This is a genomic window from Wocania ichthyoenteri Th78, from assembly GCF_000789235.1.
GTDB lineage: Bacteria > Bacteroidota > Bacteroidia > Flavobacteriales > Flavobacteriaceae > Wocania_A > Wocania_A ichthyoenteri.
Genome location: NZ_KN525716.1, coordinates 3,690,286 through 3,710,395, shown reverse-complemented (window position 1 = coordinate 3,710,395; position 20,110 = coordinate 3,690,286). Strand labels below are relative to the sequence as shown.

General features: G+C 32.3%; 12 protein-coding genes. All 12 read right to left on the bottom strand.

Going from position 1 to position 20,110, the window contains the following annotated elements; translation table 11 throughout:
* Window positions 1-3: 3 nt before the first annotated feature.
* The 12 genes from RG22_RS16105 to RG22_RS16050 all read right to left on the bottom strand — a co-directional run bounded on the left by RG22_RS16105 (window position 4) and on the right by RG22_RS16050 (window position 20,043).
* Entirely contained in the window at window positions 4-8,253 is an 8,250-nt protein-coding gene (locus RG22_RS16105; protein WP_034045155.1) for a T9SS type B sorting domain-containing protein, read from the bottom strand.
* Between the two features lie 374 nt (window positions 8,254-8,627).
* Window positions 8,628-11,015 (bottom strand): PorP/SprF family type IX secretion system membrane protein, encoded by a 2,388-nt coding sequence (locus RG22_RS16100; RefSeq protein ID WP_034045152.1) that lies wholly within the window; start codon window positions 11,013-11,015, stop codon window positions 8,628-8,630.
* A 1-nt stretch (window position 11,016) separates the two neighbouring features.
* Window positions 11,017-12,462 carry a T9SS type B sorting domain-containing protein gene (locus RG22_RS16095; protein WP_034045149.1) on the bottom strand — a complete coding sequence of 482 codons (1,446 nt, stop codon included), beginning with the start codon at window positions 12,460-12,462 and terminating at the stop codon, window positions 11,017-11,019.
* 161 nt (window positions 12,463-12,623) lie between these two features.
* Window positions 12,624-13,955, bottom strand: coding sequence for a hypothetical protein (locus tag RG22_RS16090; RefSeq protein ID WP_034045146.1), 1,332 nt, complete (start codon window positions 13,953-13,955; stop codon window positions 12,624-12,626).
* Window positions 13,956-14,249: 294 nt separating this feature from the next.
* The gene (locus RG22_RS16085; protein ID WP_034045143.1) at window positions 14,250-14,696 is read right to left on the bottom strand and encodes a hypothetical protein; all 447 of its coding nucleotides are present in this window, start codon (window positions 14,694-14,696) and stop codon (window positions 14,250-14,252) included.
* Between the two features lie 439 nt (window positions 14,697-15,135).
* Complete coding sequence (locus RG22_RS16080; protein WP_034045140.1) at window positions 15,136-16,269, bottom strand: type II secretion system F family protein; 1,134 nt, start codon at window positions 16,267-16,269, stop codon at window positions 15,136-15,138.
* Window positions 16,269-16,733, bottom strand: a complete 465-nt coding sequence (locus tag RG22_RS16075; protein ID WP_034045137.1) for a PulJ/GspJ family protein — start codon at window positions 16,731-16,733, stop codon at window positions 16,269-16,271. The genes RG22_RS16080 and RG22_RS16075 overlap by 1 nt, the downstream gene beginning before the upstream one ends.
* On the bottom strand, window positions 16,723-17,064 hold the full coding sequence (locus RG22_RS16070; protein ID WP_034046231.1) for a hypothetical protein: 342 nt from the start codon (window positions 17,062-17,064) through the stop codon (window positions 16,723-16,725). Before RG22_RS16070 ends, RG22_RS16075 begins: the two co-directional genes overlap by 11 nt.
* A 74-nt stretch (window positions 17,065-17,138) precedes the next feature.
* Window positions 17,139-18,437 (bottom strand): hypothetical protein, encoded by a 1,299-nt coding sequence (locus RG22_RS16065; RefSeq protein WP_244462154.1) that lies wholly within the window; start codon window positions 18,435-18,437, stop codon window positions 17,139-17,141.
* Between the two features lie 59 nt (window positions 18,438-18,496).
* A complete protein-coding gene (locus RG22_RS16060) occupies window positions 18,497-18,955 on the bottom strand; it encodes a hypothetical protein (protein WP_156113409.1) in 459 nt (152 codons plus the stop codon).
* Window positions 18,945-19,304, bottom strand: coding sequence for a hypothetical protein (locus RG22_RS16055; protein WP_052143794.1), 360 nt, complete (start codon window positions 19,302-19,304; stop codon window positions 18,945-18,947). Before RG22_RS16055 ends, RG22_RS16060 begins: the two co-directional genes overlap by 11 nt.
* 4 nt (window positions 19,305-19,308) lie before the next feature.
* A complete protein-coding gene (locus RG22_RS16050) occupies window positions 19,309-20,043 on the bottom strand; it encodes a hypothetical protein (protein WP_034045132.1) in 735 nt (244 codons plus the stop codon).
* Window positions 20,044-20,110 lie beyond the last annotated feature (67 nt).

The following is a 20,110-nucleotide window of genomic DNA, read 5'->3' as shown; positions in this document are numbered from 1 at the left end:
GTTTTATCTGTACAGTGTAAAATGTCCAACAAACTCACGATCGTCCAGATTATCATTTAATTTTACTACATACCAATAATCACCAGTAGGAAGCTCTTTATTATTGTATTTTCCATCCCATTTTTGTCCTACACGTAGGGTTGCTATTTTACGCCCGTATCTATCAAAAATATCAAAGGTCATATCTCTGTATTGGTCAGTACAACCTGGTCCCCAGCCATCTAAAACACCATCATCATTAGGTGTAAAATAATTAGGAATACAAACATCAATATATTCAAAATATCGTGTTGCACTAGCAAAACAACCATTACTATCTGTTACCGTAACGGTATAATCGCCAGAAGCATAAATAAGGAATGTATTGGTGCTTCCATAAGACACACCATTTAATGTAAACTCGTAATCGCCTGTTCCCCCTGAAGCTGTCGCAACAATTTCGTTTAAAGTAGTACTTTCTTCTAAAACCAATGTTAAAGGATCGTAAGCCACAATATCAAAAGTATCGGTTCTTTGGATACAGCCATTTGTATGTCTTACATCTATAAAATGATTCAATCCTGGTGGCACATCTATAAATATATTACTTGTTTGATATACACCGCCGTTTAACGAATAATCTAAATCTGATGGGTTTACACTAGCGTCAACCGTTACAGTAACCGTATTGGTTGATAAATTATTTGTACATCCATAGTCAACAGCAACCATTGGATCTATTAATACTGATGGTGGAAAAGTGATGTTCCATTCAGATTCACAACCTTGTGCATCACGAACATAAACTATGTGGTCGCCTCCAGCTAATCCTGTAAAATCAAACTGAGTTTGTGTTAATGTTCCTGTAGTATATGTTCCATTAATATCATCTAAACTTACGCTATATGGTAAAGTTCCTCCAGATATTTCAATACTAAATTCACCATCTAAATCGCCATTACAAACCTCAGAAATAATGGAATTTGGAACAATAGTTAGTGTTATAGGTATAGGTTGTGCAATAGTGAAATCTAAAATAACAAAACAGCCTAATTCATCTTGAGCAATAGCCTGATAAGTTCCTGGAGCCAAATCTTCAAAAATAGGTGAATCAAAAAACTGATTCAATTGAGGAGAAATAGCATATTTTATAACACCTGTTCCACCTGAAGCTGTAATTTCCATAATACCGTCATTACTTCCAGTACAAGTAACATCAGTTACTGTAAAGCTAGCTGTTAGAGGTAAAGCAGGTTCTGTAATAGTGGTTTGCGCACTTATTGACAAACAATCTCCACTATCAACCTGCACTTGGTAAGTACCTACAGGTAAATCGGTAAATACACCTGGACTACTTTGTACTGGTGCTGGAGTAATATCAGTTCCTGTTCCATCTTGTAAAGTATATATGTAGCTGCCTAAACCACCTTCTGCTGTAGCGATAATTACACCTGTACTATCACCTGCACAATTAATTGAAGCATTTGTAGTATCTAAATTAACCATTAATGTAGGTAATGGATCAATTGTGATTTCGTTTGAAACAGACGATACACAACCATTAGCATCCCTAACATAATACATATATGTTCCTGGAGTTGCACCAGTAATTGTTGTAGATGACGCAAAAGAACCTAAAACTGTTGCAAAAGATGCAGAACTACTATATTCATAAGTTCCAGTTCCTCCAGTTGCACTTAATGTCAATGTGGCATCTGTTGTACATGTTGATGTTGTTGCAGCCACTAAACTTGCTTGGATTGGAGTTGGCTCTGTAATAACCACATTAGTTGAAGTAAATGTACAATTATAGCCATCAGTAACAGTTACATTGTAAGTTCCTGCTGCTAAATCATTGAATACATTTGATGATTGCGGACCAGATGTGCTTACTGTTGGAGAAATCATATCCAATGTATATGAATAGTTACTTCCTTGTCCTCCACTAGTAGCACTTACTGTTATGTTTCCGTTTGTATCACCAAAACATGACAATAAAGGCGTATTTGCTGTAACCGTGGCTGTAATTGGTGATGGAATAACTAATGTTGCTCCATCTGATGCTATACATCCACCAGCATCTCTAACATTAACCGTATAAACTCCTGCTGATAAATTGGTAAAGGTACCGTTTGGAGAATATGCTACTGTTGCTGCTCCAGTTAATTCATATTCATATGTTCCCCAGCCACCACTTGCAACTGCTGTAATCGTTCCACTATTATTATCACATGTTACATTAGATGTTTCGGTTGCTACAACCATTAATGCATCAGCTGGTGAAGGAATTATTACGCTTCCTGTATTTGAACAAAATGGACTAGCTGTTTCTGTAATAACTATTGTATAACTGCCAGCTAATAAACCTGTTACTATTTCAGGATTTGTAGATGTATTAGCTACTACAATACCAAAAACTGAAGCGTTTGCACTATCAAATACTTCATAAGTATATGCCCCAGAATATCCATTTACATTCAATTCAAACGATCCATCATTATCACCAAAACATGTTACTGCTGTTGGCGTTGTTGTAACCGTTGGAAGTGTTTCTGATTGAACAACAATAGTTGCATTGGCAGAACATAAAGTTGTAGCATCTGTAATTGTAACGGTATATGTACCAGAAGGAACACCTGAAAACACATTTCCACTTAAACTGATTGAAGCTGGACTAGGACTAATAGCATAAGTATAAGTTCCTGTTCCTCCAGACCCTGTTATTGTTATTTCACCATCATCATCATTACAAGTTGCTAATGCTGTTACTGTTGGAATCAAATCAATAGGTGCTTCAATAGTTACAGACACTAAATTACCACAACCGTTTGCATCTTGTACTTCAATAGTATGTGTCCCTGACGCTAAATTTGATATTGAGAATGGTGCGGTACGTGTTTGAAATGCACCACCATTTATACTATAACTATATGGTGAAATTCCTGCAGTTGTTAACGCAACATCGATTTCAAAGTTACCTTCCGCTACTGTACATTGATTGTTAACTGTTGCTGTAATTACTGGCTCTGGATCTGCTGGTAACACTAAAACTGGAGTCGATTTTATACAACCATTAGCATCTTTAACATGTACATAATAACTGTTCGTATTTACATTAAAAGTACTTGCAGTTGCCCATGAAGGATCTGTTGCTAAAGGTGGTACTACCGATGTTGTAATTTGATATAAATATGGTGACGTACCATTTGTAGCTATGGCACTAATTATTCCTGAATTAGGGTTACAGTTGGCGTTTTTATCTACTGTCGCAGTAATATCTAAATCTATTGACGATTCATTAATTTCAAAAATTGTCGATGCAGACTCACATCCATTAAAAGAACCAATTCCATTTTCAGTAAAAACAATATAATATTGCCCAACTGATAATGTTCCGGGTGATGGTGTTGTAACAGTTTCTGGGACACCAAAAGTAACAGGTAAATTCGTTGGACCATCTACTAACACATTTGTAAAAGCCCTGTAAATAGTATAATCAACTGAAGTTGTAGTGCTATCAAAATTATCAATAGTAAAGGTTACACTACCATTGTTTTCGCCAACACACGCTACATTATTTGGCGCAACCGTTGATGTTAAAGTTGAAGCTGGGTCTATGGCCGCATCTGCAGATTTTACATAGTAACAATCTGTAACAAGGTCGTGTACCACAAAAGTATAAATAACACTTGGCGTTAAGTTTGTAAATGTCCTCGTGTCTGTGTTACCCACTGGTAAAGGATCTGGAGGTAAATATGATGTTGCCAGTGCATAAGGTGACGTATTAAATTCTAAAATGGCAAATTCGTAGCTACCACTACCTACAACAGAAATGGCTTGTACTGTAGCTGTACCCCCATTTGTACAATCAGGCACAGCTGTATTAACATTAATAAGTAAATCTGATGGTGGAGATGCAATAACTATTTGCTGAGATAAACTACAACCATTGGCATCAACTACATTTACAGTGTAGGTACCAAAATTGATAATATTAAAGGTATGATTTTCATTAGAGACTGCTGAATAAGGATTACCCGGAATAACATCTCCAAAATTATTTGTAATATAATAGGTAAAAGGCGCAGTTCCTCCTAAAACATTTTCAACAGTAATTGAACCTAAACTTGAACCTCCTGGATTATTACAAGTAATATCTACTTTGGTTAAATCGAAAGTAATAGGATTAGGTTCTGCAATTATAATGGTTTCTGTATCTGTACAAGATTTTGAATCGGTTAAAGTAATAGTATAAGTACCTGCTGGCAAACTACTTGTTTGTGTACCATAATCTGTTCCTGTAGTATCGTTATTCACATTAATATTGAAAGCTGGTGTCCCTACAGTATTATTAATGGTTATTTGAATGGCTGCGTTTGAATCACCATTACATAAAATCGGCTGTGTTTGGACAACAGAAATAATTTCAGGCAATGTAATTGCATTAATTGTTTGAACCGTAGATTCAGCAGTACACCCGTTGGCATCTGTTATTTGAAATTGATATGTGCCATCAATTGCAGTTGTATAAGTAAACGGTGAACCTGTTGCTCCTAATGAGCTATAAGCTCCTCCGTTAAATGAAACGGCATAAGTATACGGTGCAACACCACTTGAGATTGTTCCAGTAATCACAGCATCGGGTGATACCGTACAATCTAAATCTTTAGTCAGAACTGTGCTTACAACAACTGGTGGCAATGGTGCAATAGTATAAGACTCACTATATACACAATTGTTTACGTCTCTTACTTGAAATGTATAAGTATCTGGTGTTAGTCCAGTAAACACATTAGAGGACTGGTATACTGTTGCCGAAGCTGCTGGTGCTATTATTTGATATTCTAAAGGTAATGTGCCGCCAGTAGTACTAATGGTTACATCGGTAGTAATTGTCGGGCAACTTAATGGTGGATTGCTAAATGCTAAATCTGTTGGTGGATTTAATGGATCTATAGTAATTGGTGCTGTAACAAACGTACAATTATTAGCATCTCTAATAGTAACTGTGTAAGTGCCATCGATCAATCCTGAAAAAGTCGTTCCGCCTTGAAAAGTAAAACCATCAAGACTAAAGCTATATGGTGGATTTCCGCCAGAAACTCCTGAAACTGTTATCACGCCATTAGTTGTACAAGTATATGGTGTTGTTAATGTTGCAGTTCCTGAAATAGCAGTTGATGCTATAATAGTTAAAAGTTGTGGTGTTGATAAACATACGTCTGTACCAAAAGTGTACTCAACAACAACATCATAATCGCCAGCAGTTAGCCCTGTGAAAACTGGTGAATTAGTAAACGTTGCACCGTTATCAATACTATATCGTAAACTATTGCCGTTAGGGTTTGTAACATTAATGTTTATTGAACCACTATTAACATCATCAGAACATAAAATATCCGTTTTAGTAACACTAAAATCTGGTGCAGGTGTAGCATCAACAGTAATTGATGTATCTGCAGAACAGTTATTTGAATCTACAACAGTAATGTTATAAACGCCTGCTGTTGTTACTGAAATTGTTGGTGTACTTTGAAAAACCGTTGTACTATTTATAAAGTAAAAGTACGGTGGAGTCCCTCCTACTGGGTATACTGTAATCTCACCATCTGTACAAGTTAATGGCTGTGTTAATGCGGCAGTAGCTTCTAATAAAGTGGGAGTAATAATTTCAATATCTCCAGTATATGCACAACCATCTTCTGTTGATACATTTACAGTATAAGTTCCTGGGTTTAGATTTGAAAACGTGTAGTTATTATCATTTATAGGTCCTACACTATTTACTAAAGTGGCACCATCATAAATTGAAAAGAAATATTGCGGACGCACATCATTTGCTGCTAATACCACACTACCTAAATCGCCATTACAATAAGGTTGAGTTATAATGGTTGAAACCGTAAAATCGCGTTCTCGTATTTGAACATCTGGTACTGAAAATATACAAGGGTTTGGAGAAACACCAATTTGTCTCACATAAACACTATAGATATTTGGATTAGTAATTGAAAACACATTACTTGTTTGATAGTTAGTGCCATCAATACTATACTCGTAACCACTTGGTACACCGCCTACAGTTATTTCTCCTGGAGTTGTACAATAAATGTCTCTTGATGTTACCGTTGGAACTAGTAAATTAGTGTACACATTAAAATAAAACTGATTAAAACAACCACCTGTATAATTTAATGTTAATCTATATTGACCTGCCGTATCTATTAAATAGTTGGGACCTGTTTCAACTTGATTCCAAGTACATCCAGAATCTTCATTGGCACAATCTTGATCTGTAACAGCTGCACAACTTGTTTCATCTAATTTTTCCCAAATTATAGAAGATGTATCTGTAATATTGGTTTGAATATTTCTTGTGTCGCCTGCACCACATAAAAAGAAGTTAGGCAATTCTTTACCATCATTCGGACAAACAACAACCTGATCTGCAAACGGAATTAATGGGTTTGTAACACCAGCACCAAAAGTAATGACTTCAAATTCTTGATTGATAGATTGGCAAGGTGCTATTGCTGTATTACGTACATAATAAGTTCCTGTTGTGGTAACAGTTATAGATTGTGTTGTACCAATAACTGGAGTTCCTGTTGGGCTTGTAGACCATGAATATGAATCGTAACCATCACCAGCTGTAAGTACCGTACTTGCACCACAAAGTATAACTTCTTCAGTAAACGTACAATCTATATCGGCTAAAAAATTAGTAGCAGATGTATTTAATAAACAGCCTGCGTTGGTATTATAACTAGGGTCATCTGATATAGTAAATGTTGGATTTAACGTTCCGTTATAAGTCGCAAATGCCTGATTACTAATTATATTATCACAAGCATCATTTAACAAACTACAGGTTTGTACAACGGTTACTTTAATACGAATTTCTTGTACAGGATCATTTTCTTCAACAACAGAATTATCAACACTAAAAATGATTTCTCTAGTTGTTGGATCGTAACTTTGTACGGTTACACCTGGGGGTAAAACTCCTAAATCTGTTGGATAATTAAAAACTATATTTATAGGAAGTACATCTCTTATAGTAAGATTTCTAGTGTCATCATTTCCTGTATTTTGAAAACCAATAACATAATTTAATTCATCGCCAAGGTTTACTAACTGACCACCAATATCGTTTCCTATTTCATCTTCAACAATTTTCGTTAATACTATATTTGGTGCAATAATTTCTATCGCGAAAGCACTAAAATAATAATAGTAAATATCTAAATTGCTTCCTAAACTAATAGTCGCCGAAGTAGCACTATTAGGTATTAGAGTATTACCTGCATTAGGAATATTAATAATACCAGCATCGAATCCTAAAGTGTTTGAACCATCTGGAGTTCTGGTTGTAAAAAGCTCTGGTGTATTAGTTACAGGGTCTATATAAGATACCGTACTATTGAAAAAATTATTTCCAGGGCGAATTACTGTACCCGCATTATTTGTGGCATCTATAGTAGTACCGTTAAGCCTTAAATAATCGCCTGTATATCGTCGGTCACCTTCAATTGTACTAAAAGCAAATTTAGCACGAACTGGACCTGTAGGTATAGTGGTAAATCCTGAAACGGGAAAGGTTTCATTTATAGTACTAGTAATTTTTGTAAAACCATCAAAAGATGTTATGTATTTACTTGGCAAATTTGGATCTTCGTATACAACAAAAAGTGACCAACCAGCAGAAAGTCCTTCTGAGTTTGGCTTAGGCCCTATAAGCGATGAAATATTTGCTACCGAATAAGTGCCTTCTGGATTTGTTAAAGCAGTTACCATATTTGTTACATCATGGTAATAGGCATAAGTGTTCGAGTTATTATTATTTGCAGCATTTTGAAAATAAATTTGAGTACCCGTAATATCTACATATGCTCCACCTGGAACTTTAAATTTAATATCAGAAATAGGTTCTGCCCCATTAACAACTGCACTCCAATATAAACCTGCATAAACTATTTGATAACAAGTAACATCGTCTGGCACATCTAAATCTGCACTACTAGAATTGAATGTAGTAGCATCGCCATCAATATCAACATAAACCGCTGCATTTACTCTATCATTTGTATCATTCCCATTATACGGGTCTGAAACATGCAAACCCACATTACTGTTTCCTATTAAAAGTATATCACCCTTAATAGCTTGATCGTATCTTGGTGAAAAAGGAATTAAATTTTGAGCCATACTACTGAAACATAATAATGACATCAAAACAAAAAGTCCAATGTTTACATAAGTAGTTTTTTTCATAGTCGATTAGTTTTTGCATTTCTTTTTTATTTGGGGCATTTAAAAAAGAAATATTTCTAACTATTTAAAATCAATTAAGGTAAGCTTATTAGTACTTTAAAAGTATTTTATCTTATTTTAATGATTTTAAACGGTATAAATATCGTGAATTTTTTTGTAACTGTTATGAATAGACACAATAATTTGAGCAGTTAATCGTTGAATTACTACTTTAAACTTAAAATAATTTTAATTTTGTAATCTTTTAAATACAATAATTATATCTACGAAAAAGAATTATTAATCTTGAAAGAATTTAAGCTTCTATAAAAAATATGAAGCACGAGCTCTAATTAAGTGAACTAAAAAACTATAGCGGTTTTAATTATTATCTATTAATTCTCTACTTTAACTGCAGACATTTTATTATTATATGGCTTGCTTCCTTTTAATTCCATAGCATTTCTGGCAGATTCAATATCATTAAATTTTTGATAGTAGATATAATATTTACTAGTATTAACATCAAAGAAGAAATCTATATTTGCTTGTCCCGCAGCTACAGCTTTTCTTAAAAACTCATCTCTTTTAGCAACATCACTATGTACTGCAATTACAACATAAAACCCACTTTCAGTATTTTTTACATCCTTAACAATTTGTATGTTACTACTCTGCTCTTCTCCAGAGTCAAAATCTTCTGATGTTAATGGTTCTGATGCTACAGGCGTAAATTGTTTTATTTGATTTAATGCTGCTCTATCTTTTAAATATCGATCTTCTTCATTGTCGTATGCAGCACGCTTAATTCTTCGTTTTCTTTCAACCTCCGTAGCTACTTTAATGATTTCTAATGTTGATAATAAGTTTTCTTTTGTACTTAAAGCCTGTACTTGCTCTGTTTTTAAATCTTGAATAGTTTTAGAATAGAATGCATTGGTTGCATCATTCTCATCACTATTTTTTTTAAGTCTTTCGGTATATAAATTCTCTAACTCTTTTATTTTTTCATTTTGAGATAAAATGACATTATCAATTTCAACTTTTAAAGATTCTAAAATGGCATTTTCTGCTGTCACACTTTTAAATGGTTTTGGTGCTTTGTAAATACCACGTTCACTTAAATCGTTTTCTTCTTTTAAATCTTTTAGATCTTGATTTCTATTAGCAACCGTTTCGCTTAGTTTTACTAATAGTTTTTGCTGTTCTATTTTAGCATCTGTTGTTAATTTTGTTAGGCTGTTCATCTCCCTTGTGGTTTTATCTTTAGCCACAGGAACCAGCACACCGTCCAATTCTACCATTTCTATATTATCTTCTTCATCAGCTTTTGCCTTAGCCTCTTCAATTCGTTTACGCTCAGCTTCCTCTACTGCTTTAACTTGTGCTTCAGCATCAACCTTAGCTTTTTCTTCTGCTAATTTAATTTTGGCTTGCTCCTCTGCACGTTCTTTAGCTTCAGTTGCTGCTTTAATTTTAGTAGCTTCTTCTAGTTTTAATCTTTGTGTTTCTGCTTTTTTCTGTGCCTCAATTCTTGCTGCTTCACCTTGCTTTAATCTTTCTTCTTCACTTTCTTTTTCAGCCTCGGCTTTTTTAGTTTCTTCTAATCTAATTCTGGTTTCTTCTGCTGTAGTTTTTGCTTGAATTTCTGGCTCTGTCTTTTCTTGTGATTGTTGGGCTGCTAATTTTCTTTCTTCTACTTTAGTTTGTGCTACTAATCGTCTTGCTTCAATTCTAGCTTGAGCTTCTTCTTTTGCAATTCGTCTTTCTTCAGCACTAAGCTTTGGTGTAGTACTATTTTTAGCTAATACTCTTTTCTTCTTTTTAGTAGTTAAAAGTGCTTGTTCATCATCATCACCACTATAACTATATCGTTCTCTATTCTTGAATTTATATGCTAATGTAATTTCATGTGAATTTCCGAAAGTTGATAAATCACCTATTGCTTTTTCATAGTTGTATTCAATTGCAATTTGAGTCGTAATATTTAAACCCAATCCTCCTGAAATACCATATATACTATTATAACCGGCTTGTGCCCAAATTCCTTTGGGTACATTTAACATAACAAGTCCTGAAATAACAGTTTGGTCTTTTTTGAATTCTGACCTTAGTAAACCTGAAAATTTACTTTCATCAAAAAAACCTCGACTACTCAAATAGCCAGTGTACATTAAATGCCCTTGAATGCTTTGTTCAGGATTATCTTCAATAATTTCAGATGTTTGTAAATTATAGGAAACCGCATTATTTACAGAAACACCAAAATCGAAAAATGCTGTTCCGTAGTTTATACCTGGGTTCACCGTAATTATTGAATTTGAAGGAATATTTTCTAACGATGGATCTGGAAAGTTTGTATTGACTCTACCTTCGTTTATGCCGCTTTTATAAAACCCAAGATTCATTCCAAAGGTTAAATTGCTATCTGTGTTAAGAACAGCATTGTAAGCAAAATTTAAAACACCTCCAAAAGTAGTTAATACGCCATAATCTTGTTGAAACACGCCAACACCAATACCCATGTTTTCTCTAAACCTACCTGCATAACTAGCTAAGTAAGTTAACGGCGCATCATCAAATTGTACCCATTGTCTTTTATTATAAAACGTTATATATCTATTCTGCTCTCTTACAAAACTAAATGTTGGGTTGATAGTGTACTTATTAAATTTTAAAGAATTTCTTGTAGGCAAATCAAGGGCTACAACACCATCTTCTTGAGCATAGAAAAGTTGTGTAATACAGAAAAATAAAACTATATGCAATAGTATTTTTTTCATTCTATTTAACGACTGTTATTGAGCCTTTTTTAGTTTTATTATCTTGAGTTGTAATAATGTAATAATAAACAGGGTTAACAGATTTAAAATCTAATTGGTTTTCTGGCCAATTATTTAGGTAATCGTTCGTTTGAAGTATTATTTTTCCTTGAGAGCTTAATATGGTTACAGATGTATTTGAACCATTTACATATTCTTGTGGAATAACCCAAGTGTCATTTATACCATCGCCATTAGGGCTTATTAAATTTGGAATATTAGCAACGTTTGGAAAAGCAGAACTTACTGTAAACTGAAATTCTTTGGTTGATGCACACCCAACAGTTTGAGTAATAACAACTTTGTAATTACCAGTTTCTGTAACTTCGTAACTATTTCCTGTGGCTCCAGTAATTAATACATCATTTAAATACCATTTAAACTCAGGAGCATTAGCAGTTGTAGTAACAGTAGCAGTCAAAGTTTCACCATCATCAATTATATTAACACCTTCCACATCTACATCAATTTCACTTATAAAACCTGTACCATCTAAATCTATTTTAGCACTCGTACTACAATCGCCTAAATCAATATCCACTGAAAATTCTCCAGACTCATTAGTAGCGTACATTTGATTTGTAGCTCCAGAAATTTCAACACCATCTTTATACCATTGATAACTCACCCCATTTATAGCACTTAAAGTTGTAGAGCCTTGACTTGCACAATACGGATTACCCAAACTAGAACTAATAGAAGATGTTCCGGTTGTTGTAGACTCGCTAACCGTAACACGATTAGAAAACGAATTAGATGTACACGACCCATAATTAGTTTCGGCAAAATATGTTCCTGATTGATTGACTGATAGCGTATTTCCTGTAGCCACAAAAACAGATGTTGTTGGACTGGTTTCTTTAAACCAATTAAACGTAAGTGAGGGATATTGCAATGGCGAATCGTTATCGCCTGTTCCTGGATTATCAATAGTTAACAAATAACTACCACCTGAGCAATACACGCCTGTTTCAATTAAATTATTTATTGAAAATGGTGTATCTTGAATTTTGTAATATGCTGGAAAAGCAACAGACCCTGTACTTGTAGCAACTGGTGCTGTACTTTTTACTCTAACTTTATAAGATTCGCCAGAAGTATCTGTAGGCAACGAGAAGCTTAAAGTTGCTGGTGATGTTGTTACTGAACCTTGGCTTGATGTATAAACTACGGTAGAGTTTGAAAAACTACCTGTTTCATCTGAAAGTTCAATTATAAATTGATTGGTTGAGCTTAAATTTCCTTCTGGAGAAAAAGAAAACGTAATATTATATGTATTAAATGAAGCACTAGCACAAGCTTGACTAAAACCTAAACTTGGTGTGCTAATTACCACTTGCGCATCAATAGCTTCAGTTACTGAAACCATTAAAAAAGCAACAATGTAAGTAATAGTAAAATTCTTCATTTGATATTATTTTCTTTAGAAGAGAAACAATTATCGTTCACGTTCTAGAATTTTAAACTATCTGTTTTATCATTGTTGGCTAAATAAAAATAAATAATTCCAAAGTTTATGAAGAAACAGGATACGCTTAAGTTCTATCAAACTAAAAACAGATTCACTTCTTAATCGTCTAATCTTTTTAAGTCCGGATCCACTTCATTTGAAGCTATTATTTTATTAATTCTTAATCTATAATCTGGTTTTCTTTGGTTTTTCAAATCAATAAAGGTCTCAGAATTATTACTCTTAGAGTACACGTTAAAAAAGGCTGAGTTACCATACCAATTTTCTAAATCTTCATTATTCATATTATTTTCAACAAAAATATTTCCATTACAATTGTTAAAATACATATCGGTAAACTTGATTTTTTCTAAATTTTCCTGATTTACTCTAATTTTATCTTCAAATAAAACCGCAGGGTTAAAACCTGAAATAACACTTTTAATCATTTCAAGCGAAGCATTATGACCAACATAAACGGCTTCTTTTACCAACCCTTGTTGTATATCAGATTTTAAATTATCACTATCAGTAATCAAGGTTATATTTTTTGCTACGACCAAGGTTCCTTTTTTAGTAAAATCTACTTCATCTTTATTATCATAAGAATTAATCTGTAAGCATCTAGCACCGTTTCTACTTGAAACGTAAGGAGATCGAATTGCTAAAGAGTTTGATAAGCTAGATTGTGTACCATAATTAAACTTAAAATCGTTACTATTTGCTTTGTATGAAACAACTTTGTTTAAGTAAACCTCACCTCCTAATATTTCAAAAGAATTACCAGCACAATGGCTAACCATTATATTTTCTAATATGGTTTCGTTACCTACACTAGCCAATAAAAGACCATTAAAATATCCAGCATTTTTAATTCTTTTTCCTGCATATTCAATTCTAACATACTTTAAAACACCAGAATTACTCGCTAAGTTTTCGCCTCCGTAGTTAGAATTTTCAAAAATTGTGGCATTAAGTTTTCCATAAAAAGATGCTACAGAACCGCTTCCAAACTTTGTAGTTGGCGCATCACCAAGAATTATTATTCCGCCCCAATCGCCTGCTCTTTTAACGCTTCTGTTTGAGGTAAAAATAATAGGATCAGTTTCTAAACCTTCGGCAATTATTTTAGAGCCTTTAGAAATAGTAAGTGATGCTTTAGACTCATAATCGCCAATTATAACTGTTCCTGGTTCTATAGTGAGTGTTGTACTATCTGTTACAAAAACATTTCCAGATAATAAGTATATATTACGTTTAGACAGCTTTGTGTCTTTAGTTATGTTACCTGCTAATATTTGAGTAGGCTCTCCGTAGTCTACCGTATTAGGTTTAAACTCCGTCCAATTGTGCAGCCAATTATCAGTACCTGTAATTCCCTTTTCCTGTTGACCAAAAATATTTCCTGTAATTAAAAGAAATACCCAAAGTATTTTAGTAAAGTTTTTCATGATTAATTTTTTATGTTGAAAAAACAAATAATATTTTCTATTATACAACGCTCAAATATATAATAAAAAATCCATGAAATACCAATTATTTCGATTAAATGCGATTTTTGACAACTTTTAATATATAATTTTATCGATGAAATACATATTAATAAGACAAATGCATTCAATCTAAATAGAATTTATTACACTTAATTAAATAAAAAAGAACAAAATAAATATGATATTCACATATTTACTTTGTTCCTGCATAAATTATAAAACAAAAAACTAATATACTATCAAAATGAATCGCTAATGAAACTCACTATATTCATGTAATGATTTCATTGTTTCTTCGTAAAACAAAATCGCAGCGATGAGATTACTTGTATCTGAATAAGGCAAAATTCGCCTTTGAAATTCCCCATTTGTTTCAAGAAAACTTTCAGTAGCTTCAAATTGTTCATCAAGTGCAGATCTGTTGTCTTTATCGTTTGGAATACCTAAAGTGGTCATAGTCACCCCTGGCTTAGTTGCAAATGCAATATATGGCAACAATTTAACAAGGCTCTCTATACGCTCAACGTATAAATCTAGTAACTGTCCTTTTTGCATACGGTCAAGATCTTCTTTAGTATGATATTTTTTTATAGAAACTTTGTCGCTAATAATACTTTTTGCAGCTTTATTTTTCTGAGCAAAACCAATGTTTGTAACTAAGAAAAAGCTGAAGCTTATTAAAATAATTCTGATTTTCATGTCGAAGATTTAAGGGTTGAAAGGACAAATTTATGTAATTAATCGAAAAAAACAAGCGTTTTGTCGATTTTTTTATAATTTTATTAAGTTAAGTAACTTTCCATACATAATTTCAATCACAATAAATAAATTATTATAGTTAATTTATATTAAGTAAGATGCTTTCGTAGATTCACACTACTTCCCGATACATAAAGCAACTATTCTTTATATATAAGTATTTAAACTCATAAGGCATAAAAACTATACAATAATCATAAAAATATAATAATTCAAGGTTCCCCTTATACTAATTAGTATTCATAAAAAGAATAAACTCGAATAAAAATACACTTAAGAAAAGTAAGTTACCCTTTTAGCAGCCCTAGACTCTCTTAAAAAAACAAGCCCTAGATATCACTGGTGTAATACGTATAGGTTCTGGAGTAGGGAAAGAATTTCACCCCATTACACTACTCAATTTAAACATTGGCAAATACATCGCAATTAAAATCACGCCAACCAATACTCCAACAATTAAGATTATAAAAGGCTCCATAATGGTCGATAACATTTTAGATTGTTGTTGTACTTGCGTGTTATATTGCATATTCAATCTATCAAAAATAAATTCGGTTTGATTGGTTTCTTCAGCGACTTTAACAAGCGCTATCATTTTATCATCAAATAGATTATGTTGGCTTAAACTTTTACTAAGTAATTCTCCTTTTAAAATGTGTTGTTCAACAATTTCTAAAGCATGCTGAAGTGGGTAAAAATTAATCATTTGCTTAACTAATTGAATACTATTTACTACTGGAACTTTTGAAGCTGTAAGTAAAGAAACAGCTTGGGTAAATTGTGATAAATACACTGTTTTAACAAAGTTACCTATAAACGGAAGCTTTAATATAAACTTATCTTTTAACTGCTTAAAGCGTTTCTTTTTATTTAAAAACGATTGTGAGGCAATAATAGCTATTATTATAAAAAGCAATATTAACCCATAGCTTTGCATAAACTCAGACACTTTAATTATAAATTTAGTAATAGTAGGCAATTCTACACCTTGCTGTTTAAAAATATCTTGAAACATGGGCACAACATAGTTTAGCATAAATACCACTACCAAAACCGCTGTGCTTAATATAATAACTGGGTAAGTTAATGCACTAATCAAGTTTCTTCGTTGTTCATTCTTTCTAGAAAAGAAACTCCCTAACTGCTCACTAACTCGAGCTAATGTTCCAGTTTCTTCGCCTATCTTTATGGAGTAATACTCATAACTTGTAAATTGATCATTTTTACTTAAAGCATCTGAAAGACTTTGTCCAGATACTACGTCTAGCCCTATCTTATTTAAAACATCTTTATTTTGTTTTTTCTTCTGAGAATTTTCAATAAGCTCTAAACCTTCTTTTAACGACACTCCAGCTTTTAACAAAACACCCAACTCGGTATAAAAATCTTCTTTTGTTTTATTTGAAAAGGTGTTTTTAAAAAATATGATTTCCCTCTTTAAAAAAGAAAGATTATTGTTAGTTTCTTTTTTTGTTGGTGCTTGTTTTGCTATGTTATCTAAATGAAAAGCCATTAGTTCATAAATTGGTTAGCATCATTTTGTTTAAAAACAAACACTGGTTGGTTTTGAAATGTTTTTGAGGTTTCAAATTTTATAGCATCTACTCTCCCATTGGTTGCTTTGTCACCATCAAAAAAGAGTAATTTATTATCTGTTGATATATTAAATGTATCTAACTCTTTAATTATATAGTCAGTTGTGAATTTATAAGTAGTAGTTTTTACATCAGAAGTAAAAATTAGTTCATCATTAATCACATTATATTCAATTTCAGAATATCTATTAAAGTCTAACCATAATGATTGTTCGAGTATATTAAGCTCTGTGTTTTTATTAAAATTATTTTGGATACCAGACATATGTTTTTGAACTAAGGTTAATACAGAAAAAGCCATACCAACTACAATACTGGTCAAAATAATAACAACAATCATTTCGCTAAGTGTAAAAGCTTGTATTTTATGTTTAGTTTGCAATAATTTCTTTTAAAATATTTTGATTTGTTTTAGAGTTCTTAGCTTCAAATAATATTATATTTTGTGTATTATTTTTATCAGCAACAATAGATATTTCCCACTGTTTATAATCATCATAATAAGGCAAACTCAATTTATCATTAAGGTATAAGTAATTAAGTTCGCTTAAATATGCTTCCACGTCTCTTGTATTACTTTTAATACTATTTGAAAATAAATTATTTAATATCATACTTGCCATCATAAAAACGACAACAATTAAAACTGTAGCTACCAGTGTTTCCATTAAGGTTGATGCCCTTACTCGATAATCGAGATTTAAATGTTCCAAAGTTTGTTTCGAAATTTTTAACACCTTTCCCTTATGAATGTTTCTCAAGCTTAATCGAAGGCGACTTACTGTTTTTAATACAACCATTTTGCAACATCTTTTTTGGAGTTTTTAAAAGGCAATCCTACATACTCTTCTGACAAATTATTAACGATTATTGTCCCATTATAAATGTGATTTTGATATACTGAGCCAGATTGATTAGCCACAAAACCCGAAGTAAAAACACTGCCATAAACGTTTCCTAATAGTTCTAAGTTTCTATTACAATACACTTCTCCAATTATAGTTGCCTTTTCATCAATTAGTATTTGAGTTTTATAATTTTTAATTCCCCCTAAATAAGCAACGATTCCTTTTATTTTAGAATCCTTATTGATTTTAATAAAAGGAATGTTTTCTAAATTGTTGCTCGTATTTGAATTAGTCACAATTTTTTCTTCATTCAAAATTAAGGCGGTTGGGTAGTTCAACTTACAACGACTTCCTACCCTAATTTCCTTAGTAGCAAAAGCCTGAAAGGCACCCTCTACATTATTTTTAATCTGAATTATTGGAGCGACCAAAACCACATCTTTTAACTTTGAAGCCCCATCAACTATAATTTTGGTTTCAGATTGCACTAAAATATGTCCTGTTAATAATACTTCTGAAAGAACAATTGTTTCTCTACTATATATAACTTGTAATGGTTTGTAAAATGAATTTAAATATGTTCTTTTAATACTTAAATCTAAAAACTGATTTTCATCTATATTTCTATATACTTTATTAATAGTTGCAATTTGATTTAATATTTCATTCTGAAGTTTCGGCAAAGATTGACTTGTTTTAGCATTACCATAGATAAGTTGATTTCCATAATATGAATGCCCAGAAATATTCCCAGTTCTAACGCCTTGCTTTGGTAAATACACATCGCCTTGAATTTTTGTATTCCCAACAACTACTAAAGGCCTATTTTGTTCTTCTAAATAAAGTGCTGTTCGATTAGCATCGGGTTGAGAGGCTCCAACCAAAGCTATTTTCTTAAATGTTTTATTTTTTATATTAGAAACAGCTATAACTTTTTCAAAAACGCCCCAAAAATTACGATGTACTTTTAAAGTTTTAAAATCTTCATCTTGTAAATTAATTAAAGTGGTATCGTTTAATTGAAGCTTATTTTGTAAAGCGTAGTTTATGCCTTTATCTGAATTCTCAATAGATTCTTTAAGAAAATCTGTTTGAACTTTAAAAGTTTTATATGTGTGTATTAAAATAATAAATGCTGCTAATAGTAAAGCAATTACAACCCCAATAAACATAGTAAATTGTAACGCTCCTGCCTTAACTCGATAATCGAGGTTTAGATATTTAAAAATGTGCTTCAAAATGGTTTATGACTTTTGCAATAAATTATTCTTGAACAAATTCAAAGGTGTTTAAAAAATCATGATTTAGAAATGTTTTTTCTAACACCTTTATAGCTTAACAATACACTTTTGCTATTTCCTTTAATTAATTTTACTTCATTAATTACTTGCCCTGGTTTTATTAAGTGTTGTTGACCATCAATAGAGATGATAAACACTTTTGTTTTGCCGTTTTGATTTGATACGTTTCCGTGATAAATGATGGGTTTCCAAACTACAGTGGTTTTGTGTTTTGGGTTTTTGGTAATTGTTTTTTTCTTTATTAAAAGTGTTCCTAAAAAGGGATCTCTGTTAACTGGTTTTATTGAAAATGTATCTGTTTCTTTTCTAGCTTTTGGATTAAAGGATACGTCCAAATTTTGTTCTACAAACTCAGGAGATGTTGGATTAACGGCAGATAAAATTTTATATCCTATTACCCCCCAAATGCCTAACACCAATGTTAATAGTGTATATGTTTTTGTTTTAGTCTTCAATGGTAAAACTTTGTTTGGTATAGCTTGTTTTATAAGCTGCATTTTCAGCGCGAATACGCCACTCATAAGTGTTAATTGGTAATAACTTACTAAAGCTCGTTTTTACTAAAAGTGTATCCGCAACAATTTGGTTGGCATTTTCAAAACTTGGAGTTACTACTTGTAAATGATAGCTTTCAGCAGCTTCTAAGGCGTCCCAAGTAAAAGTGGTAGTAAGCGTATCTAAAATAGCGCCATTTGTTGGTGCAAGAATTTGTACTGTTTTATCACTAATATCTTCAACCTCAATAATATCATCGCAGGCTATAGCACTTAAAAGTATAACAAAAAGTATGGAAATGCGCTTCATAATCCTAAAGTTTAAAATAGTTAATCTTCTTTTTAGCTCGTTTTGGAGAGCGATATGTTTTTTTTGGACAATCATTTAATGCGCTCACCAAATCAACAATATCAAAATTGTGTCTAGAGTTTTCTTGCCAGCAGCTATTAGAGGCTTGATACTCAAAAACCACGCCTTCGTTAAAAGCAATAATTTCTTTATCTCCTTTAGTTTTATGCAACTGTAAAGCATACGTTTTTAAGCTATTTTCAATTAAAAAAACGGCATCGGCACTAGTAATACGTTGGATGTCTTTTTGGCTGAATGCGATAGTTATACTGGTTAAAATTTTGGCATAAGGATTATGGCTTAAATACCGTTTCTCCTGAGTATTCTCTTTGCCATTAAGCTGTTTAATTAAACTTACTTTATCCGCTATTTGTAATTGTATGTACTTTGGTTTATTAGCTACAGAATCTATATAGTTAATGCTAACATTCGCTGATTGTACAGCTTTTGCTTTTGTAAAGCTTTTAAAGCTTTGTTTATTAAAACCTTTAACTTTTATAGCCAGTTTAATAGGTGCTTTATAGCTTGGTACAGCAGTATTATTAAAGCCTTTTTGTAGTATAAAATCTTTTCCTGTTCCAATGCTTCCTAAAGATACAGGTTGTGTGGTATTGGTTTGCGAAGTTTGAGATAGGTTTATGGTTTTACAATTAAAAAACAGGCACAAACCACAAAAGATAAAGCAAATACTTTTATTCATTTTTTAATACTATTATTAAAGAATAAAAATACTTGTTTTTAAAAAATTAGGAGTAAGCAAAAAGCTT

Coding starts and splice junctions, on each gene's coding strand:
- RG22_RS16095 (WP_034045149.1), bottom strand. CDS start 12,462: ATGAAGAATTTTACTATTACTTACATTGTTGCTTTTTTAATGGTTTCA.
- RG22_RS16105 (WP_034045155.1), bottom strand. CDS start 8,253: ATGAAAAAAACTACTTATGTAAACATTGGACTTTTTGTTTTGATGTCA.
- RG22_RS16055 (WP_052143794.1), bottom strand. CDS start 19,304: ATGAAGCGCATTTCCATACTTTTTGTTATACTTTTAAGTGCTATAGCC.
- RG22_RS16085 (WP_034045143.1), bottom strand. CDS start 14,696: ATGAAAATCAGAATTATTTTAATAAGCTTCAGCTTTTTCTTAGTTACA.
- RG22_RS16080 (WP_034045140.1), bottom strand. CDS start 16,269: ATGGCTTTTCATTTAGATAACATAGCAAAACAAGCACCAACAAAAAAA.
- RG22_RS16090 (WP_034045146.1), bottom strand. CDS start 13,955: ATGAAAAACTTTACTAAAATACTTTGGGTATTTCTTTTAATTACAGGA.
- RG22_RS16100 (WP_034045152.1), bottom strand. CDS start 11,015: ATGAAAAAAATACTATTGCATATAGTTTTATTTTTCTGTATTACACAA.
- RG22_RS16050 (WP_034045132.1), bottom strand. CDS start 20,043: ATGAATAAAAGTATTTGCTTTATCTTTTGTGGTTTGTGCCTGTTTTTT.